At 61.9% G+C, this 26,494-nt stretch carries 25 protein-coding genes and 1 riboswitch; of the genes, 11 read left to right on the forward strand and 14 right to left on the reverse strand.

Going from position 1 to position 26,494, the window contains the following annotated elements:
- Positions 1 to 151 precede the first annotated feature (151 nt).
- From AB5Y93_RS05445 to AB5Y93_RS05455, 3 genes are all read left to right on the forward strand, one after another.
- Positions 152 to 1,294: a 3-phenylpropionate MFS transporter gene (locus AB5Y93_RS05445; protein ID WP_010673233.1), complete on the forward strand. Its 1,143-nt coding sequence runs from the start codon at positions 152 to 154 to the stop codon at positions 1,292 to 1,294.
- A 63-nt stretch (positions 1,295 to 1,357) separates the two neighbouring features.
- Positions 1,358 to 4,819: a NahK/ErcS family hybrid sensor histidine kinase/response regulator gene (locus AB5Y93_RS05450; RefSeq protein WP_368228928.1), complete on the forward strand. Its 3,462-nt coding sequence runs from the start codon at positions 1,358 to 1,360 to the stop codon at positions 4,817 to 4,819.
- 201 nt (positions 4,820 to 5,020) lie between these two features.
- Positions 5,021 to 5,107: riboswitch (cyclic di-GMP riboswitch) on the forward strand.
- A 111-nt stretch (positions 5,108 to 5,218) separates the two neighbouring features.
- Positions 5,219 to 7,816, forward strand: a complete 2,598-nt coding sequence (locus tag AB5Y93_RS05455) for a glycosyl hydrolase family 18 protein (protein WP_368228929.1) — start codon at positions 5,219 to 5,221, stop codon at positions 7,814 to 7,816.
- A 140-nt stretch (positions 7,817 to 7,956) separates the two neighbouring features.
- On the opposite strand, the gene AB5Y93_RS05460 is transcribed toward AB5Y93_RS05455, so the two are convergent.
- Positions 7,957 to 8,757, reverse strand: a complete 801-nt coding sequence (locus AB5Y93_RS05460; protein WP_368228930.1) for a putative RNA methyltransferase — start codon at positions 8,755 to 8,757, stop codon at positions 7,957 to 7,959.
- A gap of 126 nt (positions 8,758 to 8,883) precedes the next feature.
- Positions 8,884 to 9,522: a cAMP-activated global transcriptional regulator CRP gene (crp, locus tag AB5Y93_RS05465; protein WP_010673237.1), complete on the reverse strand. Its 639-nt coding sequence runs from the start codon at positions 9,520 to 9,522 to the stop codon at positions 8,884 to 8,886.
- 373 nt (positions 9,523 to 9,895) lie between these two features.
- On the opposite strand from crp, the gene AB5Y93_RS05470 reads away from it, so the two are divergent.
- Both AB5Y93_RS05470 and AB5Y93_RS05475 read left to right on the forward strand, forming a co-directional pair.
- A complete protein-coding gene (locus AB5Y93_RS05470) occupies positions 9,896 to 10,300 on the forward strand; it encodes an OsmC family protein (RefSeq protein WP_010673238.1) in 405 nt (134 codons plus the stop codon).
- 48 nt (positions 10,301 to 10,348) lie between these two features.
- Positions 10,349 to 10,648, forward strand: coding sequence for a hypothetical protein (locus tag AB5Y93_RS05475; protein ID WP_010673239.1), 300 nt, complete (start codon positions 10,349 to 10,351; stop codon positions 10,646 to 10,648).
- 69 nt (positions 10,649 to 10,717) lie between these two features.
- Here the strand turns inward: AB5Y93_RS05475 and AB5Y93_RS05480 are convergent, their stop codons facing one another.
- From AB5Y93_RS05480 to AB5Y93_RS05490, 3 genes are all read right to left on the reverse strand, one after another.
- Positions 10,718 to 11,251, reverse strand: a complete 534-nt coding sequence (locus tag AB5Y93_RS05480; protein ID WP_368228931.1) for a hypothetical protein — start codon at positions 11,249 to 11,251, stop codon at positions 10,718 to 10,720.
- 16 nt (positions 11,252 to 11,267) lie between these two features.
- Positions 11,268 to 12,137 carry a phosphoribulokinase gene (locus AB5Y93_RS05485; protein WP_010673241.1) on the reverse strand — a complete coding sequence of 290 codons (870 nt, stop codon included), beginning with the start codon at positions 12,135 to 12,137 and terminating at the stop codon, positions 11,268 to 11,270.
- A gap of 235 nt (positions 12,138 to 12,372) precedes the next feature.
- On the reverse strand, positions 12,373 to 12,618 hold the full coding sequence (locus tag AB5Y93_RS05490) for a YheU family protein (protein ID WP_069784542.1): 246 nt from the start codon (positions 12,616 to 12,618) through the stop codon (positions 12,373 to 12,375).
- A gap of 89 nt (positions 12,619 to 12,707) precedes the next feature.
- On the opposite strand from AB5Y93_RS05490, the gene AB5Y93_RS05495 reads away from it, so the two are divergent.
- On the forward strand, positions 12,708 to 13,859 hold the full coding sequence (locus AB5Y93_RS05495) for a membrane-associated sensor domain-containing protein (RefSeq protein WP_368228932.1): 1,152 nt from the start codon (positions 12,708 to 12,710) through the stop codon (positions 13,857 to 13,859).
- Here the strand turns inward: AB5Y93_RS05495 and AB5Y93_RS05500 are convergent.
- The 3 genes from AB5Y93_RS05500 to AB5Y93_RS05510 all read right to left on the reverse strand — a co-directional run bounded on the left by AB5Y93_RS05500 (position 13,841) and on the right by AB5Y93_RS05510 (position 16,610).
- The gene (locus AB5Y93_RS05500) at positions 13,841 to 14,824 is read right to left on the reverse strand and encodes a hydrolase (protein WP_368228933.1); all 984 of its coding nucleotides are present in this window, start codon (positions 14,822 to 14,824) and stop codon (positions 13,841 to 13,843) included. The two genes, AB5Y93_RS05495 and AB5Y93_RS05500, sit on opposite strands and share 19 nt — an antisense overlap.
- A 61-nt stretch (positions 14,825 to 14,885) precedes the next feature.
- On the reverse strand, positions 14,886 to 15,785 hold the full coding sequence (locus AB5Y93_RS05505) for a chemotaxis protein (protein ID WP_045523724.1): 900 nt from the start codon (positions 15,783 to 15,785) through the stop codon (positions 14,886 to 14,888).
- 138 nt (positions 15,786 to 15,923) lie between these two features.
- The gene (locus AB5Y93_RS05510; RefSeq protein ID WP_042016811.1) at positions 15,924 to 16,610 is read right to left on the reverse strand and encodes a hypothetical protein; all 687 of its coding nucleotides are present in this window, start codon (positions 16,608 to 16,610) and stop codon (positions 15,924 to 15,926) included.
- 39 nt (positions 16,611 to 16,649) lie between these two features.
- On the opposite strand from AB5Y93_RS05510, the gene AB5Y93_RS05515 reads away from it, so the two are divergent.
- Positions 16,650 to 16,856: a YheV family putative zinc ribbon protein gene (locus tag AB5Y93_RS05515; protein WP_010673247.1), complete on the forward strand. Its 207-nt coding sequence runs from the start codon at positions 16,650 to 16,652 to the stop codon at positions 16,854 to 16,856.
- Between the two features lie 146 nt (positions 16,857 to 17,002).
- Entirely contained in the window at positions 17,003 to 17,641 is a 639-nt protein-coding gene (locus tag AB5Y93_RS05520; protein WP_368228934.1) for a peptidylprolyl isomerase, read from the forward strand.
- 64 nt (positions 17,642 to 17,705) lie between these two features.
- Here AB5Y93_RS05520 and AB5Y93_RS05525 read toward each other — a convergent pair whose 3' ends face one another.
- Both AB5Y93_RS05525 and AB5Y93_RS05530 read right to left on the reverse strand, forming a co-directional pair.
- Positions 17,706 to 17,921: a SlyX family protein gene (locus AB5Y93_RS05525; protein ID WP_010673249.1), complete on the reverse strand. Its 216-nt coding sequence runs from the start codon at positions 17,919 to 17,921 to the stop codon at positions 17,706 to 17,708.
- 14 nt (positions 17,922 to 17,935) lie between these two features.
- On the reverse strand, positions 17,936 to 18,904 hold the full coding sequence (locus AB5Y93_RS05530) for a WD40 repeat domain-containing protein (protein ID WP_368228935.1): 969 nt from the start codon (positions 18,902 to 18,904) through the stop codon (positions 17,936 to 17,938).
- 119 nt (positions 18,905 to 19,023) lie between these two features.
- Between AB5Y93_RS05530 and fkpA the strand changes: the two genes are divergently transcribed.
- The gene (fkpA, locus tag AB5Y93_RS05535) at positions 19,024 to 19,833 is read left to right on the forward strand and encodes an FKBP-type peptidyl-prolyl cis-trans isomerase (RefSeq protein ID WP_029313875.1); all 810 of its coding nucleotides are present in this window, start codon (positions 19,024 to 19,026) and stop codon (positions 19,831 to 19,833) included.
- A gap of 148 nt (positions 19,834 to 19,981) precedes the next feature.
- A complete protein-coding gene (locus AB5Y93_RS05540) occupies positions 19,982 to 21,385 on the forward strand; it encodes a sigma-54 dependent transcriptional regulator (RefSeq protein ID WP_042881314.1) in 1,404 nt (467 codons plus the stop codon).
- 69 nt (positions 21,386 to 21,454) lie between these two features.
- Here AB5Y93_RS05540 and AB5Y93_RS05545 read toward each other — a convergent pair whose 3' ends face one another.
- From AB5Y93_RS05545 to AB5Y93_RS05555, 3 genes are all read right to left on the reverse strand, one after another.
- The gene (locus tag AB5Y93_RS05545; RefSeq protein WP_368228936.1) at positions 21,455 to 22,321 is read right to left on the reverse strand and encodes a tetratricopeptide repeat protein; all 867 of its coding nucleotides are present in this window, start codon (positions 22,319 to 22,321) and stop codon (positions 21,455 to 21,457) included.
- A gap of 97 nt (positions 22,322 to 22,418) precedes the next feature.
- Complete coding sequence (locus AB5Y93_RS05550) at positions 22,419 to 22,754, reverse strand: hypothetical protein (RefSeq protein ID WP_010673254.1); 336 nt, start codon at positions 22,752 to 22,754, stop codon at positions 22,419 to 22,421.
- A 115-nt stretch (positions 22,755 to 22,869) separates the two neighbouring features.
- Positions 22,870 to 23,208 carry a DUF2956 domain-containing protein gene (locus AB5Y93_RS05555; protein WP_368228937.1) on the reverse strand — a complete coding sequence of 113 codons (339 nt, stop codon included), beginning with the start codon at positions 23,206 to 23,208 and terminating at the stop codon, positions 22,870 to 22,872.
- A gap of 248 nt (positions 23,209 to 23,456) precedes the next feature.
- Between AB5Y93_RS05555 and ushA the strand changes: the two genes are divergently transcribed.
- Positions 23,457 to 25,127 (forward strand): bifunctional UDP-sugar hydrolase/5'-nucleotidase UshA, encoded by a 1,671-nt coding sequence (gene ushA / locus AB5Y93_RS05560; RefSeq protein WP_041211202.1) that lies wholly within the window; start codon positions 23,457 to 23,459, stop codon positions 25,125 to 25,127.
- Positions 25,128 to 25,320: 193 nt separating this feature from the next.
- On the opposite strand, the gene AB5Y93_RS05565 is transcribed toward ushA, so the two are convergent.
- Positions 25,321 to 26,175 carry a Tim44 domain-containing protein gene (locus tag AB5Y93_RS05565; protein ID WP_010673257.1) on the reverse strand — a complete coding sequence of 285 codons (855 nt, stop codon included), beginning with the start codon at positions 26,173 to 26,175 and terminating at the stop codon, positions 25,321 to 25,323.
- Positions 26,176 to 26,494 lie beyond the last annotated feature (319 nt).

Genomic DNA, 26,494 nt, shown 5'->3' on the forward strand with positions numbered 1-26,494 from the left:
CATCAGGAAGCGGTGTTACCCAATAGACAGGGGGATGTGACAAAGGTTCAACTTTATTGATATTTATGGTTTTTATCTGTCATGCCGCCTGGGGATCCCCGCCCCGAAATCGGTTATCATTTGTGCCCCTTGTCATGCAGCCCGAGCCTCTATGCCCGCGTTCTCCTGGTTAGCCCTGTTTTTTGGTGCCTTCTACTTCGTTTATGGTGCCTATCTGCCGTTCTGGTCGCTCTGGCTGGAAGGCATCGGGGTGAGTACTGAACAGATAGGGCTGTTGCTGGGGGTGGGCATGGCCATCCGTTTTGCCGGCAACCTGATGGTGATGGGGCGAGTCAAGGGTGCCGGCCAGTTGCTGCCCGTCACCCGGCTGCTCTGTCTGCTGAGTCTGCTGGCCTTCCTCGGTTTCTATCTGGGCCACAGCCTCTGGTGGCTGGTGGTGCTGACCCTGGCGGCCAACTTCATCTACCCGACCCTGATGCCCATGGGAGAGGCGCTTGCCACCCGTATGGTGGTGCAGACCCACCTCGACTACGGCAAGGTGCGGCTGTGCGGCTCCTTTGCCTTTATCGTCGCCTCCACCCTGGTGGGGGCCCTGGTGGGCAACTTTGGCAGCGACTGGGTGCTGCACACCATGGTGGCCGGGCTGCTGATCATGCTGGGGCTCAGCCTGCTGCCGCTGCGACCCGCCCCTAGGGAGCTGCAAGGGGAGCGGGCCAAGGCCTCGCTGCTCGTCACGCTCAGGTCGGCCCCGGTGCGCCGCTTCCTGCTCATCACCGCCCTGCTGCAGGGGAGCCACGCGGCCTACTACGGTTTCAGCGCCATCTACTGGAAGAGCGCCGGCTACAGCGGCACCCTGATCGGGTATCTCTGGGCTCTGGGAGTGGTGGCGGAGATCGCCATGTTCGCCGCGGACAAGCGCTTCCTCCAGCGCTTCGGCGCCCAGACCCTGTTTCTGGTGGGGGCCCTTGGCTGCGTGGTGCGCTGGGTGCTGCTCGGCAGTTCTACCGACCTGGCGGTGCTGGTGCTCGGCCAACTGCTGCACGGGGTCACCTTCTGCGTCAGTCACCTCGGCGCCATCCGCTTCATGACCCGCCAGTTGCCCGCGGAGCAGCAGATCCCCACCCAGGCGCTCTATGCGGCCCTGGGTCTTGGCATGACGGTGGCGGCCCTGATGGCGATCTGCGGCGTTCTGTTCGAGCCGCTGGGAGGCGGCATCTTCTTTATCATGGTGCTGGTAGTACTGCCGGTCTTCGTGTTGCGGCTGCGCGAAGAGAGCCCTGAACAGGGCCGATGACACAGGTCTGCCGGTCTCTGGCGCGGCAGGCCTCCGACTTATCTGGACAAGGGAAGTAGAGAGATGCACCAAGGATGGCTGCTGATCGGGTTGTCGCTCGCCTATCTGGGCTTGCTGTTCCTCATCGCCTATGTGGCGGACAAGAACAAGCGCCGTCGCCCCAAGGGGCAGCCTCTGCTCTACAGCCTGTCGCTGGCGGTCTATTGCACCTCCTGGACCTTCTTCGGCACCGTGGGCCAGGCCAGCGAATCCCCCTGGTCGCCAGTGCCCATCTACCTGGGCCCCATGCTGGTGTTCCTGTTTGGCTGGCGCTTGCTGGCCCGCCTCATCCTGGTGGCCAAGCGTGAGCACATCACTTCCATCGCCGATTTCATTGCCGCCCGTTATGGCAAGTCCCAGCGCCTGGCCATGGTGATCAGCCTCATCGCCGTCATGGGGATACTTCCCTACCTGGTGCTGCAGCTCAAGGCGATCGTCACCGGGCTCGATCTGCTGATGGCCAACAGCACGGGGGTCAGCCCCACCAGCAACATGGCGGAGCTGGCGCTGGGTGTCACCCTGCTGCTGGCCCTGTTCAGCATTCTGTTCGGCACCCGCAACCTGGATGCCACCGAGCACCACAGGGGCATGGTGGTGGCCATCGCCTTCGAGTCCGTGGTCAAGCTGCTCGCCTTCATGGCGGTGGGGGGCTTTGCGCTCTGGCTCATCATCGCCAGACCGAGCGAGGCGCGTACCCTGGTGGCGGGCGACTTCCTCGATGCGGTGGTGGCGGTGACGCCGGGCGGCCTGCTGGAGCTCGCCATCTACACCCTGATCGCCATGTGCGCCGTCATCTGCCTGCCGCGCCAGTTTCACGTGACCGTGGTGGAGAACAACCAGGGACAGGATCTGCACTGGGCCCGCTGGATCTTCCCCCTCTATCTCTTCCTGATGGGGCTCTTCATCTGGCCGCTGGCGCTGGCAGGCAAGCAGTGGGTCGGGGCAGACATGGCCTCGGACACCTATGTGATAAGCCTCCCCATGTCCCTCGGATTCGACGGCATGGCGATGCTGGCATTTCTCGGCGGCACCTCGGCGGCCACCGGCATGGTGATTGTCTGCACCATCGCCCTGGCCATCATGGTGAGCAACGATCTGGTGTTGCCGGTCCTGCTGCGCCGGGTCTGGCAACAGGGGCGGGACGAACGCCTGATGCGGTTGCTGCTGCAGGTGCGTCGGGGCGCCATCTTGCTGATTTTGCTGGCGGCCTGGGCGCTCTATCTCTGGCTCGGGGATCTCACCAGTCTGTCACGCATCGGTTATCTTTCGTTCGGGGCCGTGGCGCAGTTCGCGCCAGCCCTGCTGCTCGGCCTGTACTGGCGTCATGGCAATCGCAAGGGCGTCTATCTCGGACTCGCCCTCGGGGTCAGCCTCTGGTTCGTGACCCTGCTGGCGGAGAGCGGACTGCTGGCTGGCTCCCCCCTCGAAGCCCTGCTGGCGCCCCCAGACTGGCCAGCGGTGCGGGATCTGAGCCTGGGGGCCTGGTGCCTCTTCCTGAGTCTTCTGCTCAACCTCGCCGGCTATGTGGCGGGCTCCCTGCTGTCACGGGCGGCGGTGAGCGAGCGGCTGCAGGCAGCCAACTTCGTCGGCAAGACGAGCCGGGACACCTCGGCGCTCTATCATGCGCGGGTCTCGGTGAAGGAGCTGGAGATGCTGGCGGCCCGCTTCGTCGGTTCCAGCCGCGTCAAGCGGGCCTTCGGCCGCTTCGCGGGCGAACGGGGAGGCACCCTGGCGCCCCAGATGCAGGCCTCCGCCGAGCTCATCGCCCACACGGAGCGACTGCTGGCCGGGGTGTTCGGTACCTCGTCCGCCCGCCTGGTGCTGGCCTCCGCCCTGCAGGGACGCAACATGCAGCTCGAGGAGATCGCCACCATAGTGGACGAGGCCTCCGACATGTTCCGCTTCAACCGCGGCCTGTTGCAGGGGGCAATCGAACACATGGGGCAGGGGATCTCCGTGGTGGACAGGGAGCTCAGGCTGGTGGCCTGGAACCGACGCTACATCGAGCTGTTCTCCTATCCCCCCGGTCTCATTCAGGTGGGCCGTTCCATCGAGGAGATCATCCGTTACAACGCCGGACAGGGGCTGTGCGGCCAGGGAGACATCGAGGCCCAGGTGGCGCGGCGGGTTGCCTTCATGAAGCGTGGTAGCCCCCATGTCTCGGCGCGGGAGCGTCCCGATGGCCGGGTCATCGAGATGCAGGGCAACCCCATGCCTGCGGGGGGCTTTGTCATGACCTTCACCGATATCACCCCGTTCAGGGCGGCGGAGCGGGTGCTGCGGGAAGCGAACGAGCACTTGGAGGCGCGGGTGGCCGAGCGCACCCACGAGCTCTCCGAACTCAACCGCCAACTGCTGCTGGTAAACCAGCAGGTGGAGCGGGCCAACCAGTCCAAGAGCCGGTTCCTTGCGGCGGTGAGCCACGACCTGACCCAGCCGCTGAACGCGGCCAAGCTCTTTACCTCCTCCTTGCTGGAGATGCTGCCCCCGGAGGACGAACCGGCCCGCATCGCTCGCCACATCGACGACGCCCTGGGGGCGACCGAGGATCTCATCACGGATCTGCTGGATATCTCGCGCCTCGAGGCGGGCAAGTTCAAGGCGAAGAAGCTCGATTTCGCCCTGAGCGATGTGCTGGACAATCTCAAGGCGGAATTCGGCGTGCTGGCCCAGGCCGGTGGGATCCAGTTCTCCGTGGTGGAGAGCCGCCTTGCGGTCTACAGCGATGTGCGCTTGCTGCGGCGGGTGTTGCAGAACTTCCTCACCAACGCATTTCGCTACAACCCCGGCGGTCGGGTGCTGCTCGGCTGTCGCCGCATGGGGGATAAGGTGCGCATCGAGGTGTGGGACAACGGCCCCGGCATCCCGGAGGGCAAGCAGGAGGCGATCTTCGACGAGTTTTCCCGCCTCGATCACTCCCGCACCGCCAGGGAGCAGGGACTTGGCCTCGGGCTCGCCATCGCCCGCGGCATTTCGCTGGTGCTGGGTCATCAGCTCTCCCTGCGCAGCTGGCCCGGAGCGGGGTCCGTCTTTGCCATCACCCTGAACCTCGCGACCCGGCCCGTCATCCCCAGCCAGGTGACGACCCCGGCCCTGCGAGACAGTCAGCTGGAAGGGGTCAGGATCCTTTGCATCGACAACGAGGAGGATATCCTCATCGCCATGGCCTCGCTGCTGGGACGCTGGGGCTGCGAGGTGCGCTGTGCCCAGAGCCAGGAGCAGGCGGAAGAGATCATCAGCGGCGGCTTCCTGCCTGCGCTGGTGCTGTCGGATTATCACCTGGATGACGGCAAGACAGGGTTGCAGGCGCTGCACATGATCAGGCTGGCCCACGGCAACGGTATCGGCGGCATCATCATCAGTGCGGATCGCAAGAGCGAGTTGCAGGCACAGATCCGTGAGCACGGCTTCGGCTACGTGAGCAAACCGGTCAAACCTCTCAAGCTGCGCGCCCTGATGAACAGCCTGCTGATGCCGGTTCAGTGACTGGTCTCACAAAATCGAGCATTGGCTGAACATTTTCTGGATGCCATCCAGACGTCATGATCGACGATGATGATGCCTATTTCGTCGCCATTTTCCAGATTTGGTGATAATTGAGTCTTGCTGGGTGTCACTTTTGGCAGGTGGCACCCGGGCGACTCTCCTCTATAGTCATTCGGCGATTATTTTTGTCGCAAATCAAGTTGTGCAAAAAGGCAAACCGGATGAAAGTCCGGGACGCAAAGCTTCCGGTCTAAGGGTCTGCGTACCTAGGATAGCGGGGCCACCACAGGTTGTATCGTCCATGGGCCAAGCCATGGTTGCGATGTTGTCTGCGTTACCTGGCAGGTTGCGTTGCCTTTTTCGTTGTTAATTCCAATAACGAAATAAGGAAGTTCAAATATGTTAAGTCCAAAACTTTCCCTGCTGGCGCTTCTGGTCGGGGGGCTTTGCACTACCTCCGCCTTCGCCGCTGCCCCGGGCAAACCCACCATTGGCTCCGGCCCCACCAAGTTTGCCATCGTTGAAGTCAATCAGGCCGCTTCGGCCTACAACCAGCTGGTGACCGTCCACAAGGATGGCGCTCCCGTCAGCGTGACCTGGAACCTCTGGTCCGGTGACGTCGGACAGACCGCCAAGGTACTGCTCGACGGCAAGGAGGTGTGGTCAGGCCCGGCCTCCGCCGCGGGTACCGCCAACTTCAAGGTCACCAAGGGGGGGCGTTACCAGATGCAGGTGGCCCTGTGCAACGCCGACGGCTGCACCCTCTCCGACAAGAAGGAGCTGATGGTCGCCGATACCGACGGCAGCCACCTGGCGCCGCTCAATGCGCCCCTCAAGGAGAACAACAAGCCCTACGCCAACAAGTCCGGCAAGGTGGTGGGGGCCTACTACGTGGAGTGGGGGGTCTATGGTCGCAAGTTCACCGTGGACAAGATCCCGGCCCAGAACCTGACCCATATTCTCTACGGCTTCACCCCCATCTGCGGTGGCAACGGCATCAACGACAGCCTCAAAGAGATCTCCGGCAGTTTCGAGGCGTTGCAGCGCTCCTGTGCGGGCCGCGAAGACTTCAAGGTCTCCATCCATGATCCCTGGGCGGCGATCCAGATGTCCCAGGGCAACCTCAGCGCCTGGGATGAGCCCTACAAGGGCAACTTCGGCAACCTGATGGCCCTCAAACAGGCCCACCCGGACCTCAAGATCCTGCCGTCTGTCGGCGGATGGACCCTCTCCGATCCCTTCTATTTCCTGGGTGACAAGACCAAGCGCGATACCTTCGTCGCCTCGGTCAAAGAGTTCCTGCAGACCTGGAAATTCTTCGACGGCGTGGACATCGACTGGGAGTTCCCGGGCGGACAGGGGGCCAACCCCAGCCTGGGCGGCCCGAATGACGGCGCCACCTATGTGGTGCTGATGAAGGAGTTGCGAGCCATGCTCGATGAACTGGAAGCCGAGACCGGCCGCCAGTATGAGCTGACCTCGGCCATCAGCGCCGGCGGCGACAAGATCGCCAAGGTGGATTATCAGGCGGCCCAGCAGTACATGGACCACATCTTCCTGATGAGCTACGACTTCAGCGGCGCCTTCGACCTGACGAATCTGGCCCACCAGACCAACCTCTTTGCCTCCAGCTGGGATCCGGCCACCAAGTACACCACCGACAAGGGCGTCAAGGCGCTGCTGGGTCAGGGGGTGACACCGGGCAAGATTGTGGTGGGGGCGGCCATGTATGGCCGTGGCTGGACCGGAGTGAAGAACTACCAGGCCGGCAACCCCTTCACCGGCACCGCTACCGGACCGGTGAGCGGTACCTGGGAAAATGGCGTAGTGGATTACCGCGATATCGTCAACAACCGCATGGGCGCAGGCTGGGAGCAGGGCTATGACGAGTCGGCCGAGGCCCCCTATGTCTTTAAGGCCAGCAGTGGCGACCTCATTACCTTCGACAACGACCGCTCGGTCAAGGCCAAGGGACAGTACGTGCTGGCGAACCAGCTCGGCGGTCTGTTCGCTTGGGAAATTGATGCGGACAACGGCGACATCCTCAACGCCATGCACGAGGGGCTGGGCCACGGCGAGGGTACGCTGCCGCCGGTCAACAAGCCGCCGGTTGCCAATGCCGGCAGCGATCTGAGTGCCACCGGCCCGGCCGAGGTAACCCTCAACGGCAGCGCCTCCCATGATCCGGAAAACGGGGCGCTGACCTACAGCTGGAAACAGGTCTCCGGACCCCAGGCCAGCCTGCTGGATGCCACCCAGGCCAAGGCCCGTGTGGTACTGGATGCCGTCAGCAGCGACATCAATCTGGTGTTCGAGCTGACCGTGACCGACGATCAGGGGCTCTCGGCCAAGGATCAGGTGGTGGTCACCAACAAGGCGCCGCAGCCGAACCTGCCCCCCGTGGTCAGCGTACCGGCCAGTGCAGCCGTCGAGGCCGGCAAGCAGGTGAGCATCAAGGCCACCGCTTCCGACCCCAATGGTGATGCCCTGAGCTATCAGTGGACAGTGCCGGCCGGGCTCAGCGCCACCGGTCTGGACAGCGCGACCCTGGTGGTCACGGGCTCGAACGTGACCAGTGACACGGCCTACGATCTGACCCTGGTGGTCACCGACGGGGCGCTGGATGCCACAGCCGTTACCCGCCTGACCGTCAAGCCGGCCAGTACAGGTGGTGGCTGCGAGGCCAGCGATCCGGATGCGGCCAACCACCCGGCCTGGAGTGCAGGTACCGTCTACAACACCAATGACAAGGTGAGCCACAAGCAACTGGTGTGGCAGGCCAAGTATTGGACCCAGGGCAACGAGCCGAGCCGCATCGCCGATCAGTGGAAACTGGTGAGCCAGGTGCAACTGGGTTGGGATGCCGGAGTGGTCTACAACGGCGGTGATGTCACCAGCCACAACGGCCGCAAGTGGAAGGCCCAGTACTGGACCAAGGGCGATGAGCCCGGCAAGGCCGCCGTCTGGGTCGATCAGGGCGCGGCGAGCTGCAACTGATCTGCCGTGATGACAAATGGGGCCGAGGGCCCCATTTTTGTCTTGCTGCGTGGTCGGGTGTCTCTTCCCTGTCAGGGGAAAGGCGCACTCGCTTTGTCAAAAAGGCCCGTCAGGGCCTTTTTTCATGGTATGTCACCGGTTCACAGCGGTTTTTGCCACAGGCTGAGCAGCAGATCCTGCTCGAGGGCGTCGGGCCCCTGGTGGGTGAAGGCGTGGCGCTGCTCACCGCTGGCACGCCAGCCGAGGCGACTGGTCTCCAGAATGTGCTCGCGCAGGCCCTGATCCAGCGCCGTACTGAACTGGGCGCGTTGCTGGGCAACATTGACGAGCCCGGTGAGGGCGGGCCAGCTCAGGGGATGTTCCATGCTCACCGGATTGAGGCTGACGCGCAATTGCCACTGATGGCGAGGGCCTGGCTGCACGTGCAGCAGATAGCCGCCCGGCGCCAGCCAGCTGACCAGGAGTTCCGTCTTGACCTTGAGGTCGTTGACCAGCAGCACCTGGGCCGTGCCAGACAGCAGCGGGGCGCGCGTCGGGTCGGCGATGACGAACTGGCCTTCCGGTTGCGCCTTGTTGGCGGCGAAGATGGCATTCTTGGCCAGATCGAAACCGCCGACCTGCCAGCCGGGCAGCCGCTCAGCCAGGGCGCGGCAGTAGTACCCCTCGCCACAGCCGAGGTGGACAAGCTCGCGCTCGCCAAGAGGAGCGAGCAGGTTCACCATGGCGTCCACCAGAGGCAGCTGGTGGCCTTGTTCCAGGAAGCGGCGCTTGGCGCGCAGCAGGGCCCGGCTGTCGCTGTCCTTGGGGTTCTTCTTGCCGGGGATGAGGTCCAGATAGCCTTCCGGTGCGGGATCGAAGTGGTGCTTGTTGTCGCAATAGACCCCGCGGGAGGCGGCATGAAGGTGCAGGGGGCTGCGGCAAAGGGGGCATTGAAGGTGCATAGGAGTTCTCTTGGCGAAGGCCATGACGGCGGGCGTTCGGGATTATAGGGGAGAGGATCGGAAAAGGCTGCCATGGGCAGCCTTTATATCCAACGGCGCTGTGCGGGCGTCGTCGGCGGAACCCGGTCAGCGGGTACCAAACACCACTATGGTCTTGCCGTGGGCGGAGATGAGCTCCTGCTCTTCCAGCATCTTGAGGATGCGGCCGACGGTTTCACGGGAGCAGCCGACGATCTGGCCGATCTCCTGGCGGGTGATCTTGATCTGCATGCCATCCGGGTGGGTCATGGCATCCGGCTGTTTGGCCAGGTTGAGCAGGGTCTGGGCAATGCGGCCGGTCACGTCCAGGAAGGCGAGGTTGCCGACCTTCTGGCTGGTGTGTTGCAGGCGCTTGGCCATTTGACCGGATAGACGCATCAGGATGTCCGGGTTGACCTGGATCAGCTGGCGGAACTTCTTGTAGGAGATCTCGGCGACTTCGCAGGCGCCTTTGGCACGTACCCAGGCGGAACGCTCCGGATTCTCGTTCTCTTCGAACATCCCCATCTCGCCCAGGAAATCCCCCTGATTCAGGTAGGAGAGGATCATCTCCTTGCCTTCGTCATCCTTGATCAGGACGGCGACGGTGCCCTTGACGATGTAGTAGAGGGTTTCCGCTTTTTCACCGGCGTGGATCAGGGTGCTCTTGGCGGGATACTTATGAATGTGGCAATGCGACAAGAACCACTCAAGGGTGGGATCGCTTTGCGGTTTGCCAATGATCATGAGACTTCCTCTGTAGTGTCATTTTTATGGACTGTGCGTCCAGGCAAGTTGCCAAGCTTGCCATTCCTTACTCTTTGGTCGCAGTAGAATAAGAGCCTTTGCCTGTGCTGACAAGGCTTTGGGGTTTTGCCGTCCACCGGTGAGCCGCCATCTGCTGCGTCGTCCGGGGCATTCTAGGCAAGAAGAGAAGGTCGGATGTTGATTTCGATCTATTTCCCTTTGGGTCGTCGTCCGTTTCGCAGGAGAGGCTTGTCGCCGCAAAACGGAGCTTTATCGCCGGGAACGGGCAAGATCCTGGCACATGTGCCACTCGACCCCGGCTTGAGGTATGCTATGGGCGTTAGAACCGTCGTCATTGAGAGGAAAGTGAGAGATGAAAGCCAAGGTCAGCTGGGTGGAAGGCATGAAGTTTGTGGGGGAGAGCGAGTCCGGTCATCAGGTGACCCTGGATGGCGCCAACCCGGGTGAAGGTGCCAGCCCGATGGAGATGATCCTGCTGGCTGTCGGCGGTTGCAGCTCCATCGATGTGGTCTCCATCCTGGAGAAGGCCCGTCAGTCCGTGACCGCCTGCCATGTCGAACTGGAAGGGACCCGCGCCGATACCGTTCCCCGGGTATTTGAGCAGATCCACCTCAAGTTCGTGGTGACCGGCAAGGGGCTGGCGGAGAAGCAGGTCGCCCGTGCGGTGGATCTGTCCATGGAAAAATATTGTTCAGTTTCCCTGATGTTGGAAAAAGCGGTAGAAATTACCCATAGTTATCAAATTCTTGAGGGTTGACCGCTAAAGTTTGTCCCGTCGATAACGCCATGACATAAGGAAAGTGCGATGAAAAAAATGATGATGTTGCTTCCCCTGTTCGGTCTGGCCGCCTGCAGCATGCCGCAGCCGACCCAGTATCAATACAGCCAGTATCAGTGCGGGGAAGAGTTGCTGGCCATCACCTATGATGCCCAGGCCGACATGGTGCAGTTCCCTTATGCCGGTGTCTATCACAAGCTGGGGCGCATCGAGTCGCCCAAAGAGACTGCCAGCTATTCCGACGGGGTGACTACCTTCTCCCGTCAGGACAAGCAGGCCACCCTGGTCAAGAGCGGTGTGACCCAGCTGACCTGCGAGTTGAAGTGACCCTGATGCCGTCACGGCGTGCATGGAAAACGGCCTGCGTGAAGCAGGCCGTTTTTGTTGAAAGAGACATCAGTCTGACGGTAGCGAGCCCAGCAACTGGGCGGCCAGTTGCTGGCTAAGCTGGCCACGGGCTTCCTCTGCGACAGGCACGTCGCTGGCGAGCTGGATGGCGCTGCTCCACACCGCTTTCTGGCTATGCCCGTCGAGCAGCACGACGGCCAGGGTCCCCTTGCGGGCATTGGCGGCGGCGTTCAGGCCCGGTGTCATGCCGAGGCGGGAGAAGATCTCGCCATCGCTCATGTCCTGGCTGCCAGCTACCCCGATGGCGACCCAGACGTCGGCCTCATCCAGGGGAACGCTGCGCCAGCCTTTGCCGTCCAGTTGCCGGATGACGGCCTGCTGTACCGGCTCGAGCCAGAGTGCGGCGCTGTTGCCCGCATACTGGAATTGTTCGGCCAGCGCATAGCGTGGTGTCGCCCCGTAGGTCCAATGCTCCGCCGGGCGAACCACCATGGTGCCCGTTTCGACCGTGGGTGCGGCGGGGCCGGAGCTGCAACCGCCCAGCAGGGTTGCCAGCGTGAATGAGAGAAGTGCAGCGCGCATCATTAAGCTCCTTGGCTCAGGTGATCTTGCCCGTTTCGATCAGTTGCTGGATCAGGGGGCGCAGGATCAGTTCCATTGCGAAGCCCATCTTGCCACCCGGCACGACGATGGTGTTCATCCTGGACATGAAGGCGCCGTCTATCATCGACAGCAGGTAGGGGAAGTCCACCTGCTTGATGCCCCGAAACCTGATCACCAGCATACTCTCGTCCAGGCTGGGTATCACCTTGGCGCTGAAAGGGTTGGAAGTATCGACGGTCGGCACCCGCTGGAAGTTGATGTGAGTGCGGGAGAACTGCGGCGTGATGAAGTTGATGTAGTCGTCCATGGAACGCACGATGGAGTCGGTTACCGCCTCGCGGGAGTGGCCGCGTTCCGAGGTGTCGCGAATGAGCTTCTGGATCCACTCCAGGTTGACGATGGGCACCACGCCGATGAGAAAGTCCACGTGCCGCGCCACGTTGTGCTCCCCCGTGACCACGCCGCCATGCAGTCCTTCGTAGAACAGCAGATCCGTCTCGCCGGGCAGATCCTGCCAGGGGGTGAAGGTGCCAGGCATCTGGTTGAAAGGCACCGCCTCGTCGAAGCTGTGCAGATAGCGCCGATACTGGCCGGTGCCGCTCTGGCCATACTCCTGGAAAAAGGACTCCAGCAGACCGAAATCGTTGGCCTCCGGGCCGAAGTAGCTGATATGCCGCCCCTGCTCCCGGGCCTTGCGGATCGCCACGTCCATCTCGGGCCTGGTGTAGCGGTGAAAACTGTCCCCCTCGACCACGGCCGCTTTGTATCCAAGCTGGTGGAACATGGAGCGGAAGGCGTTGGTGGAGGTGGAAGTACCGGCACCGGACGAACCGGTGACCGCGATGATGGGATGCTTGGCGGACATAGAATTCTCTCTTCCTTGGGAGTTCCGTTATAAGGGGTGGCCCAAAGTGCGGTCAAGTGCGCCGTCATCCTCCCGCTGCCCCCACACTTCCCGGCAATAGCGCTGAACGAGGGCTGCCCTGTGCTCCGGGGACGCCGGAATAGGCGCTGCTGGGTGGCGAGCTGGCTATGCGGCCTGATGGTGCGAGTTGGATGGGGGGAGGGCGGGGTGAGCCGCCCGATAAGCCGTGACCGCGTTACGCTTGGGGGACGTCGTCAGTGGGTGACTTGCTTAAATGAGTCTTTGGGACGACATTGACACTTTCGTGCAGCTCGCTGTAGACAAGCACGGCGCTACCTTGTAGCAATTGTTGCCTGACTGCTTCGACCTTGTCGGTCAGGCTGACATCCTGTTCACCGTATTCGGTGCCTTCTTGCAGCACAAAGTGTTCGAGCAGGTTGGTGAGGGTGTCCGGCTCCAGTTCTTGCCAGGGGATAATCATGATTTCATCTTCACGCAGTGGGTTGCGGATATTGTCGATGTCTGGTCGGCAAGCGCAAGGGATTTGTCTCGTTTTGGACGAGGGATGCCATGCCATCCATTGACGCACGCCGACCCTCCAGTCAATTCGAACAGCACCTGTTCGATGCCCGCCGCCGCGCCCTGAGCGCCGGTTTGCGCTGGTACTGGGTCATCAATCTCATCGCCCTCGTATTTCTGCTGACCCGCTTCTACATCTATCGGGATGCACACCTGGTACTGGTCGGCAACCTGCCCTGGTCCTACAAATGGCAGCTCTTTGCCATGATAGGTGTTGGCCTGCTGCTGCCGCTCGGGTGGGGCTGGCTCTCCCGTCAATCCCATGCCATCTGGCTGGTGTCCCTGTGCGTCTGTGCCCTGGCCTGGGGGCTGGCCTGGGCCATGGTGGGTTACACCATCTCGATCGTCGACTTGAAGGGAGGCTTCAGTTTCATTTTCAACATGGTCAGTCTGTTGCTGCTGACCGGTCTCGTCGCCGCGTATTGCGATGTGCGGCTGTTTTACGCACTGGTGTCGGTCCCCCTGCTGTTCTTGTTGGTGAGAGCCTCCTGGAGTCCTGAGCCCTTTGTTCTGGTCAACACCATCGTTGTCGGGGTCTTGTTGGTGGTGCTGGAGACGGGGCGGCGCATGCTCAACGGCTGGTTTGAGCTTGCGGTGTCAAGGGAACACGACAACCTGATGCTGGCAAACAAGATGAATGCCATGGCCAACCGGGATCCCCTGACCGGCATTGCCAACCGTCGCCACTTCGATCAGGCGTGCAAGCGTGCCATTGCGCAAGGCACCACCCAGGATGTACCGCTCACCGTGATCCTGCTCGATGTGGATTTCTTCAAGCGCTACAACGATCGCTATGGTCATCAGGCGGGGGATGAGTGCCTGATCCTGGTGGCCGAGTGCCTGGAGGAGAGTGTGCGGGAGCCCGGCGATCTGGTGGCGCGCTACGGGGGAGAGGAGTTCGTGGTGTTGCTGCAGGAGACGACGCTGGCCGGTGGCCAGGAGGTGGCGGAGCGCATTCGCGCCACTCTGGCGGCTAGGGCTCTGCCCCATGAGGATTCCGACGTAGCCCCCCACCTCACCCTGAGCCAGGGGATAGCCCAGTGGCGAACCGGGGAGAGCCTCGTCATGTTGCTCGAGCGAGTCGATGGTGCCCTCTATCAGGCCAAGGAGGAGGGGCGCAACGGTTATCGGCTCGCACCTTGAGTCTGCTCCCGCAACCACTGGCTGATGCGCTCATCCAGCCAGAAGCGGGGGCGCCAGGGAGTGCCGTGCAGGAAGCCCACGTGGCCGCCCTGGCGGCTCAGCTCGTAGCGCACCAGAGGGGAGAGCTGCTCCGCCGCCGGAATGACGGCATCGGTCATGAAGGGATCGTCGGCGGCGTGAATGATGAGGGTCGGGATGGGAATGCGGGCCAGCAGGCCCAGGCCGGAGCAGGTCTGGTAGTAGTGATCGGCGCTTTCGAAACCATGGAGCGGTGCCGTCACCAGCTCGTCGAACTCCCTCAGTGTGGCGATGCGGGTGATCTGGGCCGGCTGCCAGCGCGCCCGTGCCGCGCTCTGGCGCCGGATCTTGCTTTGCAGGTTGGTTCGCATGGTGCGCAGCAGGTAGTTCTGATAGACCCGTGAGAAGCCCTGATTGACCCGATCGGCACAGCTTGCCAGTTGCAGCGGGGCCGACACTACCACCGCCGCCTTCAATGGTGCCGGGCAGGCCCGCGCCAGCAGATTGACCAGCATGTTGCCCCCCAGGGAATAGCCGATGGCGACCAGGGGACGGCCAGGAAAACGCCGCCCCAGCTCGGCAATTACCGCCTGGGCGTCCTCGATGGCGCCCGAGTGATAGGCCTGCAGCAGCCGGTTCGGTTCGCCACTGCACCCCCGAAAGTGCATCAGCACCGCCTCGTTCCCTTGCCGCTGCAGGTGAGCAAAGAGCCCCTTGGCATAGTGGGAGTGAATGCTCCCCTCCAGTCCGTGGAACACCACCACCAGGGGTTGTTCATCCTGGACGGGTTCGCCGCTCCAGGCCAGATCAACGAAATCGCCGTCCGGAAGTTCGAAGCGCTCCTGGATGAAGCGGGCAGGCGAGCGGCGCAGCCACTTGGGCAAAATGGTTTGCAGATGGGGGTTGCGGGCCCACCAGGGGGCGTGAAAGTGGCTTTCTGTCAACATGCAACGACTCGGAAGAGCAGGGAGGAAAAGGGGGGCGGCGAGCACTTGGCTCGCCGCGACATCAGGCCAGCAGACGATCGTGGTGCTCGGCGCCGCGCAGCATGGCCTGGATCAGTTCGTTGGCTTCAAACTTGGTGAGCGCCTCATGGGCGCCGACCTGATGGGCCCGCTCCACGCTGATCTCGCTGGAGAGGGAGGTGTGCAGGATGATGTAGGCGCCCGCCAGCTTGGCATCGCTCTGCACCTCGAAGGCCAGCTCGTAACCATCCAGCCCCGGCATCTCGATATCGCTCACCAGGATGTCGATCCGCGTGCCCTGGGAGACCCGGGTCTGCATCAGGGTGAGGGCGTCGCGTCCGTTGGTGCAGACCTCGTAGGGGATGTTGATGTAATCGAGCGCCGCCATGAGCTGGCGACGGGCGACGGAGGAGTCGTCCACCAGCAGGATCCGCATCGGCTTGAGCCGCTCGCGCTGCACGTCGGTCAGCACGGGGTAAAGATGGCTGGGATCGTCCGGATAGACCCGCGACAGGATGAGCTCCACATCCAGCAACTGTATCAACTGATCTCCCACCCGGGTCACGCCGGTGACGAAGACGTTCTGTCCCAAAGAGGGAGGGGGCGGCTCGATGTCACGCCAGTTGCACTCGGTGATCTTGTCGATGCCCCGCACCAGAAAGCCCACCAGGGTGCGGCGGCAATCGGTGATGATGATGAAGCAGTGGGGCATCTCCTCCCGGCTGATGGGGCGGTAGCCCACGGCCATTGCCATGTCGATCACCGGGATGGTGGTGCCGCGCATGCTGGCGGCCCCGAGCACGGTGGGATGGGATTGTGGCAGGGCGGTGAGCTGGGTATAGGGCACGATCTCCTTCACCTTGAGGGTACCGATGGCGAAGGATTGTCTGGCAGAGAGGTGGAACAGCAACATGCCCTGGGATTGGTTGGCCTTGCTCGTCATGGCGGATGTCCTGTTGATCTAGTCGGTGACGGTCAATCGGGTGTTCAGCATAAAGGATGGTGACATGAATGACTCCTTTGTTGTTAGCGGCGGTGAGCCGCAAAACTGGATTTCTTTTGCCATCCTTTTATGCCTCTCTTATCGGGTCGCGGACGGCTGAGGGGAGAGGGGCGCCCCGAGCCATTGCAGATGAGCCTCGGCCAGCGCGCTTTCATCCCGATAACCCAGCCTGCTCACCACCTGTGACGGCGTACTGCCGCTTCGCAGCAGGCGAATCCCCTGCAACAGTTGCCACTGATCCTGCAGTGCCCGGGCGTCCGGGCCCTCGAGACCGCGAGTGCCCAGCAGGGTCTGCCAGGCAGCCACGCTATCCGGCTGCGCTCTGGCCAGGGCTTGCCAGGCATCTTGCAGTGCCTGATCCCCCAGTGACGAGATGGTGCAGCCGTGCAACTCATCTCCCACCACTTGCAGCCGCTGCCCATAGGGGCCTTGCCAGTCGCGTGGGCGTGACCAGGCCGCCAGGCTGTCCAGCAGTGCGTCCATCAACGGGCTTGCCTGCAACCAGCCAGCCTGGGCGGGCTGGGGCACCCGCACGGAGCAGGCCAGCAGATCATGCTGGCAGCCAGCCAGAGGGGTGAAGGCGGCGAGGGCATCGGCACAGAGCCAGAAGTGGCTGCCAGGTGTCAGCAGCAGCTCATGGGCACCCAATTTCAGCAGCGCCACCCCCTGGGTGACGCGCAGCAACTGGCCCATGGGGGAGCGCTTGCGGGGGCCTACCTGAAGAGTGGAAGTGGAAAAATGCTGATATTCGATGGCGTGATGCATGTAAAAACCCTGATATGATGCTGCCTGGAGGTAACAAAAATGGAAACCAGACGTAAAAAACGCTTCATTGCCGGGGCGGTTTGCCCGGCGTGCGGCAAGATGGACACCATGATGCTGTATATGGAGCATGGAGTCGAGAAGGTGACCTGTGTCGAGTGCGGGGATACCCAGGTACAGACCCAGGAGCAGGTGGACAAGGCGACGCGCGAGGCGGAGCAGGTGATAGGGGTGTTTCGTCCCGAGTGAGGGCCATGCCTCAAGGTGATGGTACGCCGGTCAGGCGGGTCGCTGTTGATGACTTTTTCATCACACTGAAGCCGGGCCGACCATATGCTTGTCTGTCTTTTTGAGGTATTCTGAGCCCGTTTTTTTCTATCCGCAGGATCCCTGACATGAAAGTAGCTCCCCTGAGCGTGGTTACGCTGGAATACACGGTCACCGACGAACACGGTGAAGTCATCGACACCACTGTCGGTAAAGAGCCGCTGGTGTATCTGCACGGTACCCGTTACCTGGTCTCCGGCCTCGAAGCCGAGCTGGAAGGTCGCAGCGTGGGCGAGGCGTTCGACGTCACCCTGACGCCGAACCAGGCCTATGGCGAGTACGACGAGAATCTGGTGCAGGAAGTGCCCGGCGAGCTGTTCGACGGTATGGAAGTGTCTGAAGGGGATACTTTTGTGGCCGAGACCGACGACGGCCACCGCCCGGTGACCGTCATCGAGGTGTCCGAGGAGTTCATCAAGGTGGACGGCAATCATCCCCTGGCTGGCGTGACCCTGGGCTTCAAGGTCGAGATCAAGGACGTGCGTGCCGCGACCGCCGAAGAGCTGGCCCATGGCCATGTGCACGGCGCCGGTGGCTGCGGTCACGATCATGGTCATGACCATGATCACGGCCATGATCACGATCATGACCACGGTGGCTGCTGTGGCGGCCATGGTCACAACCATGCACACGATCACGGCGACGATCACGGTCACGGTAGTTGCTGCGGTGGTGGCGGTTGTGGTGGCAAGGGCCATCAGCACTGATCACGGCCTGGCCGATGATAAAAAAACCCGCGCATGGCGCGGGTTTTTTTATGGCTGGCACTCATCAGTAGTGCGGTGGCGGCGTCTCTTCGGCCATGCTGGCGATCTGGCTCGGCTGTACGCTCTGCAATTTATCCACCAGTAGATGGATCTGGTGTTTGAGCCGGTCCAGCTCGCGACCCTGGGTGGTGACCTCGTCGTTGAGCTGCTCCACCGTATATTCGGCAAAGGCGAGGCGGCTTTCCAGGGTTTCGAGGCGTTCGTTTAGTTGCTGACTCATGGGCCTTTTGGTCCTTACTTGATAGTCCAGATTTCAGCCAGGCCACTGGAGCTGGCACTGACGAGGTGGTCATTGTCGCGCAAAGCCACGCCATAGACCACCGCGCTAGGCGGTTTCACCTTGGGATGGGGCGAGACGCGCCAGCTCTGCAACGGCTGGCCGTCACTCACCTGCCACAGAGTGAGCTGGCGGGAGGGGGCGCCGGTGATGAGCCAGTTGCCGCCGTTGGCGAAGCGGGCGCTAGTGTAGACCTCGAAGCGGTGATCGTATTGCAACCGGCTGTGCTCCTTGCCGGTTTTGAGATCCCAGATGCTGGCCTGGCGACTGTCTGCGGTGAAGGCGAAGCGTCCGGACGGATCCAGTCTCGCCATCACGACTCGCCCGGCGTGGTTGAAGCGCCACACCACCTGGCCCGTGCGGGTATCCCACAGATAGGCGCTGTAATCGTTGCCGCCGGTGAGGGCATAGCGACCATTGGGGGAGAGATCCACCGTGTTGACCTGTTCGGTGTGGCCGAGGAATTGCAGCCGGCGTCCGGTCTGGGTGTCGACCACTTCCGCCTTGCCGTCTTCACGGCCGATGAGCACCTGGCGGCCATCCGCCGAGATCGCCGCATCGCGCAGGCGGGATTCTGGCAGGGAGTAGTAGCCCTGGGAGCGGCCATCCTGCAAGCGCCAGATGGCGAAGGTGTGCTGGGTGGCTGTGATGGCATGGCTGTCATCGGGGGAGAAGCGGGTCAGGGTGACGAACTCCTCCTGGTCGTCGCTCTGGCGCCAGCGCCAGCGCTCCTTGCCCTGTTCCAGATCCCACACCACAGTGCCCTCACTCAGGCTGGAGACGAGCGCGAGCTTGCCGGAACTGGCGAGATCCGCGCTCAGCAGACCCTGGTTGGCGAGGCGGATCTGCTGGCTGGGAAGTGAGCGTTGTTCGCACCCCGTCAGCATCAGGCAAATACCGATGAGATAAATGGCACTTTTGATCATTTTTCCTGTCTCATGCTTTCGTTACCTGCGATCACGGCGTTAGTATAAGGCGCTTATCACGATAAACCTCTCATTTCACGAAGGAACCGAGAGCGGTATTTAGAGTTTTGGAGAAACTGATGAACAATTTTCTGAAGGTGTCCCTGTTGGCTGCGGCGGTTGCCGTCGGTCTGACTGCTTGCCAAAAAGATGAGAAACCTGCTGCGACCAACACCGCAGAGGTCAAGGCAGAAGCCAGCAAGCCGGCAGAGGCTCCCAAGGCTGAGGCCAAGAGCTTTGAAGAGCAATCCGGCTATGCGATCGGCCTCTCCATGGGTCGTTATATCGCCAATACCCTGGAGCGCCAGCAGGAGCTCGGCATCAAGCTGGACAACACCGTGATCCTGAAGGGTGTCACCGACGGTCTGGGCAAAGAAGCCAAGATGACCGACGAGGAGATCCAGAAGGTTCTGCAGGAATACGACGCCAAGATCAACGAGCTGACCAAGGCGAAGGCCGACAAGGATGCCGTGGAAAACCTGAAGAAGGGTGAAGAGTTCCTGGCTGCCAACGCCAAGAAAGAGGGCGTGAAGAGCACTGAGTCCGGCCTGCAATATCAGGTCGAGAAGATGGGTGACGGTGCCAAGCCGAAGGCCACCGACATCGTCAAGGTGCACTACACCGGTACCCTGACCGATGGCACCAAGTTTGACAGCTCCGTCGATCGCGGCGAGCCGGCTACCTTCCCGCTCAACCAGGTGATCCCAGGCTGGACCGAAGGGGTGCAACTGATGCCGGTCGGCTCCAAGTTCAAGTTCTTCCTGCCGTCCAAGCTGGCCTATGGCGAGCACGGTGCAGGTTCCATCCCGGCCAACGCCGTGCTGGTATTTGACGTAGAGCTGCTGGCCATCGAAAAACCGGCTGCCGATGGCGACAACGCCAAGAAATAAGCTCAAAGCACCATAAAAACGGCTCCCCAGGGAGCCGTTTTTGCTTGTGTATTGTCGCAATCCCCCGGATAAAGCGATGAGGCCGTCTTGAGTGTGTGGCGGCTAGCCCCCAGAATAGACAACAAAATCAAGCGCAAGGATGGATCTCGTGGCTGAAAGCAAACCCCGTGTCCTGTTGGTGGAAGATACCCGCAGTCTGGCGGTCGTCTATGAGCAGTATCTGGCCCAGGATGGCTACGAGGTGCAGCTGGCAGATTGTGGCCAGCAGGCTTTGGCACAATTGCTGGCAAGCCCGCCCCCCGTGGTGCTGCTCGACCTGGAATTGCCCGACATGTCCGGCATGGACATCTTGCAGCAGATCACTGAGCGGCAACTGCCCTGCTCCGTGGTGGTGATCACCGCTCACGGCTCGGTGGATGTGGCGGTGGAGGCGATGCGGTTCGGGGCCTTCGATTTTCTCACCAAGCCGTTCGATGGCAAGCGCCTGTGCGCCACGGCGCGCAATGCCCTGAAGCACCAGCAGCTCAGCTCGCTGGTGGCCCAGTATCGGGAAAACTTCGAGCGCAGCTCCTTTGCCGGTTTCATCGGCGCCTCCATGGCGATGCAGGCGGTCTATCGCATCATCGAGAGCGCGGCGCCGAGCAAGGCCACCGTCTTCATCACTGGCGAGAGCGGCACCGGCAAGGAGGTGTGCGCCGAGGCCATTCACCAGTGCAGCCCGCGTCGGGATCAGCCCTTCATCGCCCTCAACTGTGCCGCCATTCCCCATGACCTGATGGAGAGCGAGATCTTCGGCCACGTGAAGGGGTCGTTTACCGGTGCCCAGGGTGATCGCAAGGGGGCGGCCAGTCTGGCGGACGGCGGTACCCTCTTCCTCGACGAGATCTGCGAGATGGATCTCGACCTGCAGAGCAAGCTGCTGCGTTTCATCCAGACCGGCACCCTGCAGCGGGTCGGCAGCGGCAAGCTGGAGACGGTGGATGTGCGCTTTGTCTGCGCCACCAACCGGGATCCCCTGGTGGAGGTCAAGGCCGGACGGTTTCGTGAAGATCTTTACTACCGCCTGCACGTGATCCCGCTGGCGCTGCCCCCCCTGAGGGAGCGGGGAGAGGACATCCTGCTGCTGGCCCGGGAGTTGCTGCTGCGTTATGCCGGTGAGGAAAACAAGCGGTTCAGGGACTTTGATGCGGACGCAGTGCAGGTGCTGCTCGACTACCCCTGGCCCGGTAACGTGCGCGAGCTGCAAAACGTGGTGCGCAACATAGTGGTGCTCAACGATGGCGAGCTGGTGAGCCCGGATATCCTGCCACCTCCCCTCAACGGGGGGCGTACCCTGGCCCCGGAGCCTGCGGTCGGGATCGCGGATCCCCAGTCAGAATCCGTCGTCGTTCGCAGGCAGGTCCGTCCGCTCTGGCAGGTGGAGAAGGAGGCCATCGAGCAGGCCATCGCCAGTTGTGACGGCAACATCCCCAAGGCGGCGGCCCTGCTGGAAATAAGCCCTTCCACGATTTATCGCAAGAAGCAGAGCTGGGAAGAGGCGAGTCCGGCCTGAGCCGTCACCTCTGCTCCCGGGCAGACATGCTGATGTGCGGGGCGGCCAATTGGTCGCCCCGCACGCTTATCAGAGTTTGGCGAGCAGCTTGAGCCTGGCCAGTCGTTCTGCCTCGTTGGCGGTGAACCAGCCATCCTGTGACAGCAGAAACCAGGCACGGGCAAAGTACTCGGTTGCCGCGGGATCATTGAGCACGAGCGCATTCTCCCCCAGCTCCTCGAACACATAGCCATCCTCGGGGGTGCCTGCGGCGGCCATGTCGTCGCGCAACTGCGCCAGTTCGGCCATGGCCTGTTCATGGCGATCCTGGGCCCGGCTCAGGCGCGCCAGACTCCAGCGGGCGATAAAGGCTTTGCCCTGGTTGTTGTGCTGCTCGTGCCAGGCCAGGCACTTTTGCTGACAGGCGATGGCCTCGTCGAGGCGACCCAGCTCGAACAGGGTCCAGCCCTGATTGTTATAGAGGGTGGCGAGCCAGCCTCGCGCCCGCTTGTCGTGACTGCGCTCGGCCAGGATCATCGCCAGCTGGTGCCAGTGGCTCTGCTCCTCCAGGGGGGCGGCGATGGCCACCATGTGGGCCGCATCGATGGCCAGATAGTGCTCTTCGTACTGCTCTCCCAGTTGCCAGGCCTGTTCAAACAGGGCTCTGGCGCTGGCCTTGTCACCGGCGGAGTTGAAGGTGCGGCCACGCTCCAGCAAGGCGCGCAGGCGGGCCCGTGGAGTCGCCTCGGTGAGGCGGGGTTCTATCTCGTCGAGCAGCTGGTGCGCCTGTGCAAACTGGCGTTGCAGCGAATGGGTGCGGGCTATCTGGGTGAGGAGCTCCAGCTCCCATTGCAGGTTGGCGGCACGCGCCTCGGGCAGCAGTGCTTGAAAACGCTGGGCGCTGGCAACGGGATCCTGATAATCCCACAGTGCCATGAAATCGGGCGGATTGTTCATCTGGCCTCCATGCCGGTTATCCGCCCACCAAGATGCCTGAAGGCCATTCTTTGTACAAGAAGGGGGCTGGCGCCATCGTGACGCCAGCGCTTGCCGATCAGTAGACCATGGCAAGGCTCATCAGCATCAGACCCAGGGCAGCAAAGGCTCCCTCCTTGATAGCCAGGCGCGGTACCAGTGCCTTGGGCAGGGCAGGGAACAGGCTCAGGGCAAAGCCGAACCCCGGCATCAGCCAGTGGAAAGCAGGGCTTCTCAGGGCGGGATCCGCAGCGCCATTGATGACGATGAGCAGGATAAAGAGGGTGAAGGCGGGCAGGATAAACCAGCGGGCATGGCCGGCGGCAACCGCCCGCAGTGGCGAGATGCGATAGAGCACCAGGGTCACGAGGAAGAGGGCGAGGGGAGCCAGCAGATAGAGCGGGGCCGGGTTCATGATGAGTGTCTCCTGACAAGGGGGGCAGAGTGTAGGCAGTCCGGGTGGGGAATGACCAGTCCCCCGCGCCCGGGCTGTGAAGCGGATCGCAGGGCAAAGGTTTGCCTGGGCAGGATCAGCGGAACCAGAACCAGAGCACGGCAAATACCAGCCAGCTCAGTACCAGCAGGATCCAGGGCAGCGGGTGCTGGCGGGTGAGCTCGATGACCTCGGCTTCGCTCTCCTCTTCCGGCGTCTCTTGGGAAGGGTGCCTGGCTTTGGCTTGCAGTTTCTTCTGGCGGCTGGCCTCGCGGGCCTTCGCCTTCATCTGTTTCTTGTATTCGTCGATGCCCTTCTGGATCCCCTGGGCGATGAGCTGGGTTTGCTCCTTGGTCTGCCCCGGCTTCTGGTTGGCACGGGCGATCTTCATCGCCTCCTGCTGGGTTTCGGTGGAAATTTTGTCGTACTTGGCCATTCCAGGCACTCCTTGGCATTGATTGGCGGGCAGTATGCCATAACCGTTACCGGCGGGCTGCCATCATGGGGGAAATTGCTCTGCGAGTGGGGTGCCTCTGTTCCAAATAGGGGAAACAGGTTGCGTGGATGATCACATTTGGCGGAATTTGTGAGTCGCCGATGAAAAACCGTCACATGTTGTTTGTTATATTACCGCCCGATCCTGGATAGGGTCGTCCAATAACAAAATAACAAGGTGATATGGAAATGAATTATAAATTTGTCAAAGGAAGTATCGCACTGGCAGTGCTTGCCGCATTGAGCGGCTGCAATACCTCAAGCAACGACAGCGTCGCCCCCTGCACCGAAAATGTCTGCAAGCTGACCATTTTGCATACCAATGATACCCACGGTCGTTTCTGGCACAACGACAAGGGCGAATATGGCATGGCGGCCCAGAAGACCCTGGTCGAGCGGCTGCGTGCCGAGGCGAAAGCGGCGGGCAGCGAAGTGCTGGTGCTCTCCGGCGGTGACGTCAACACCGGGGTGCCAGAGTCGGATCTGCAGGATGCAGAGCCGGACTTCATGGCCATGAACAGCATCCGTTACGATGCCATGGCGGTGGGCAACCACGAGTTCGACAACCCCCTGACCATCCTCGAGAAACAGCGTCAGTGGGCCCAGTTCCCGATGATCTCCGCCAACATCTATGACAAGACGAGCGGCAAGCGCTACTTCGATCCCTACAAGGTGTTCAAGCTGGAAAGCGGCCTCAAGGTCGCCGTGCTGGGTCTGACCACAGAGGACACCGCCCAGTTGGTGGATCCCAACAACGTCCAGACCCTCGAGTTCCGCGATCCGACCACGGAAGCCGCCAATCTCGGCAAGCAGATCCGCGACAACAAAGAGGCGAACCTGGTTCTTGCCATCACCCACATGGGCCATTACGAGAATGGTCAGCACGGCAGCAACGCACCGGGTGACGTGGAAATGGCCCGTGCGCTGCCGGCAGGCACCCTGGACGCAATCATCGGTGGTCACTCCCAGAACCCGGTCTGCATGGAGCCGGGCACCCCGGACAAGTACGCCGACTTCAAGCCGGGCGACGACTGCCAGCCGGATCAGCAGAACGGCACCTGGATCATGCAGGCTCACGAGTGGGGCAAGTATGTGGGTCGTGCCCAGTTTGACTATCAGAATGGCAAGCTGACCCTGACCCAGTACGATCTGATCCCGGTCAACCTGAAGAATGCGGACGGTGATTTCATTCAGGAAGAGATCGTCAAGGATCCCGAGCTCTACAACACCCTGCTCACCTATCAGGAGAAGGGACAGCAGGAGCTGGGTGTGGTCATCGGTGCCACCGATGGCGTACTGGACGGTGAGCGCGCCAACGTGCGCAACAAGCAGACCAACCTGGGTCGTCTCATCACCACCGCGACTGCCGAGAAGCTGAGCACCGACTTTGGCATCGTCAACTCCGGCGGGGTGCGTGCCTCCATCGCGGCAGGGGACATCAGCTACCGTGACGTGCTGACCGTGCATCCGTTCGGCAACACCGTCAACAAGGCGACCATGAGCGGCAACGAGCTGCTGACCTACCTGGGTCAGGTCGCGACCAAGACCGCCAATACCGGTGGCTATGCCCAGTTCGGCGGCATCAAGATGACGGTGGATTGCCAGGCCAAGAGCGTAGACATCGCCACCATCGGCGGGAAGGCCTTCGATCCGGCAGCAACCTACAGCTTCTCCATCCCGAGCTTCAGCGCGGCCGGTGGTGACGGTTATCCGAAGATCGACACCATCAATGCCGGTCTGGTGGATGCCGGTGTGCTGAAGGATTATATCGCGGCGAAGAAGACCATTCAGGTCGCCGATTATCAGCCAGCAGGCGAGGTCAGCTATATCAACTCCACCTCGGTAGAGGGTTGCAAATAATCCCTGTACCCCGAGCCAATAAAAAAGAGAGGCAGCCATGGCTGCCTCTCTTTTTATTTTCAATGTCATCAGCAGTGTCTCTCGGGAAATATATCCGGCCACGGGAAGCTGCCCCGAAATAGGGCATGACACGATCTGATGGCAATAAAAAGGCGACCCTGAGGTCGCCTTGATGAAATGGGTCGGTTGAGCCTTAGAGCTGCTCGATGCCGACGATATGCCAGGGGGCATTGTCCTTGGCGAGATCACGCTCGAGGTGCCACACCTCCTTGATGTCCTCCTCGACCTGCTCCTGACGGTCCATGTAGCGGCCGCTGAAGCGCACGCTCACCTGGGCCCAGTCGCTGCCGTAGTCGGCACGGACCAGCTGGGTGTCCACGTACATCACCTCGGTGTGCTGCTCACCGGAGAGCTCGGCGCGTTCGGCCTTGAGGTGCTCGAACAGCTCGGGGCTCACGTACTCGCGGATCTTCTCCAGGTCGTTCTTGTTCCAGGCCTCTTGCAGGGTGCGGTAGTGATCGCGGGCACCGGCCAGGAAGCCGTTCATGTCAAAGCCCGGGGGCAGACGGAAGGGCACGTCGCTGTCGGCAAAACCGGTGGCCTGCGGGGCGCTGTGGCTTTGCTCGAACTGCTGGGGGGCCGCGCTCTGGGGCGGTTGATAACCCGCATAGGCCGTCTGTGGCTGGGCCGCTGCCGCCTTGTTCCTGCGCAGGGCTCGGAACAGGAAGACACCGCCCAGTGCCAGCAGGGCGATCAACAGGAAGTCCATCCCTTGCAGACCTTCGAAGGCACCGCTGCCCAGCAGGTAGGCAAACAGGCCGCCGGCCAGCAGACCACCCAGCAGGCCGCCCATCATGCCGCCTTTCTTGGGTGCCTGGGCGCCCACGGTCGGGTTCTTGGTGTCGACCGGCTTGGCCGCAGGTTGGGCCGGGGCCGTCTTGTAGCTCTTGCCAAAGGATTTGCCGCCACCAAGTTTCTTGGCCTCGGCGATGGGTGCCCCAAGGCCAATGGCCAGGATCAGGGCAAACAGGGTCAGCATCTTTTTCATTTTGACTCTTTCACTCTCATGTAGGTGGGGGCATGCTCTGCTTGTGCAAGCTCAGCGAGGCGCATGGCAGGCTGCCAGTCCCTTTTTGTGTTGCAGCTTGCGGGTATGATTATCACGGATGGCATGAATTATTCATGAACAGATTGAGTCGTCCGACAGGGGGGCACCCATGAGACACAGACGGCCGAGTCGCTCGGTGCGCAGGTTGCGCAACAAGCAAAGAGCAAGAACGAAAGATCAGACCCTGGTCTGGCCCTTTCTCGTACTGTGAGGCAGGCCTGCGGCGCAGAAGTGGATGACGCTGACGAGGCCAGGGTCC

This window comes from Aeromonas sp. R10-1, assembly GCF_040908465.1.
GTDB classification, from domain to species: domain Bacteria; phylum Pseudomonadota; class Gammaproteobacteria; order Enterobacterales; family Aeromonadaceae; genus Aeromonas; species Aeromonas caviae.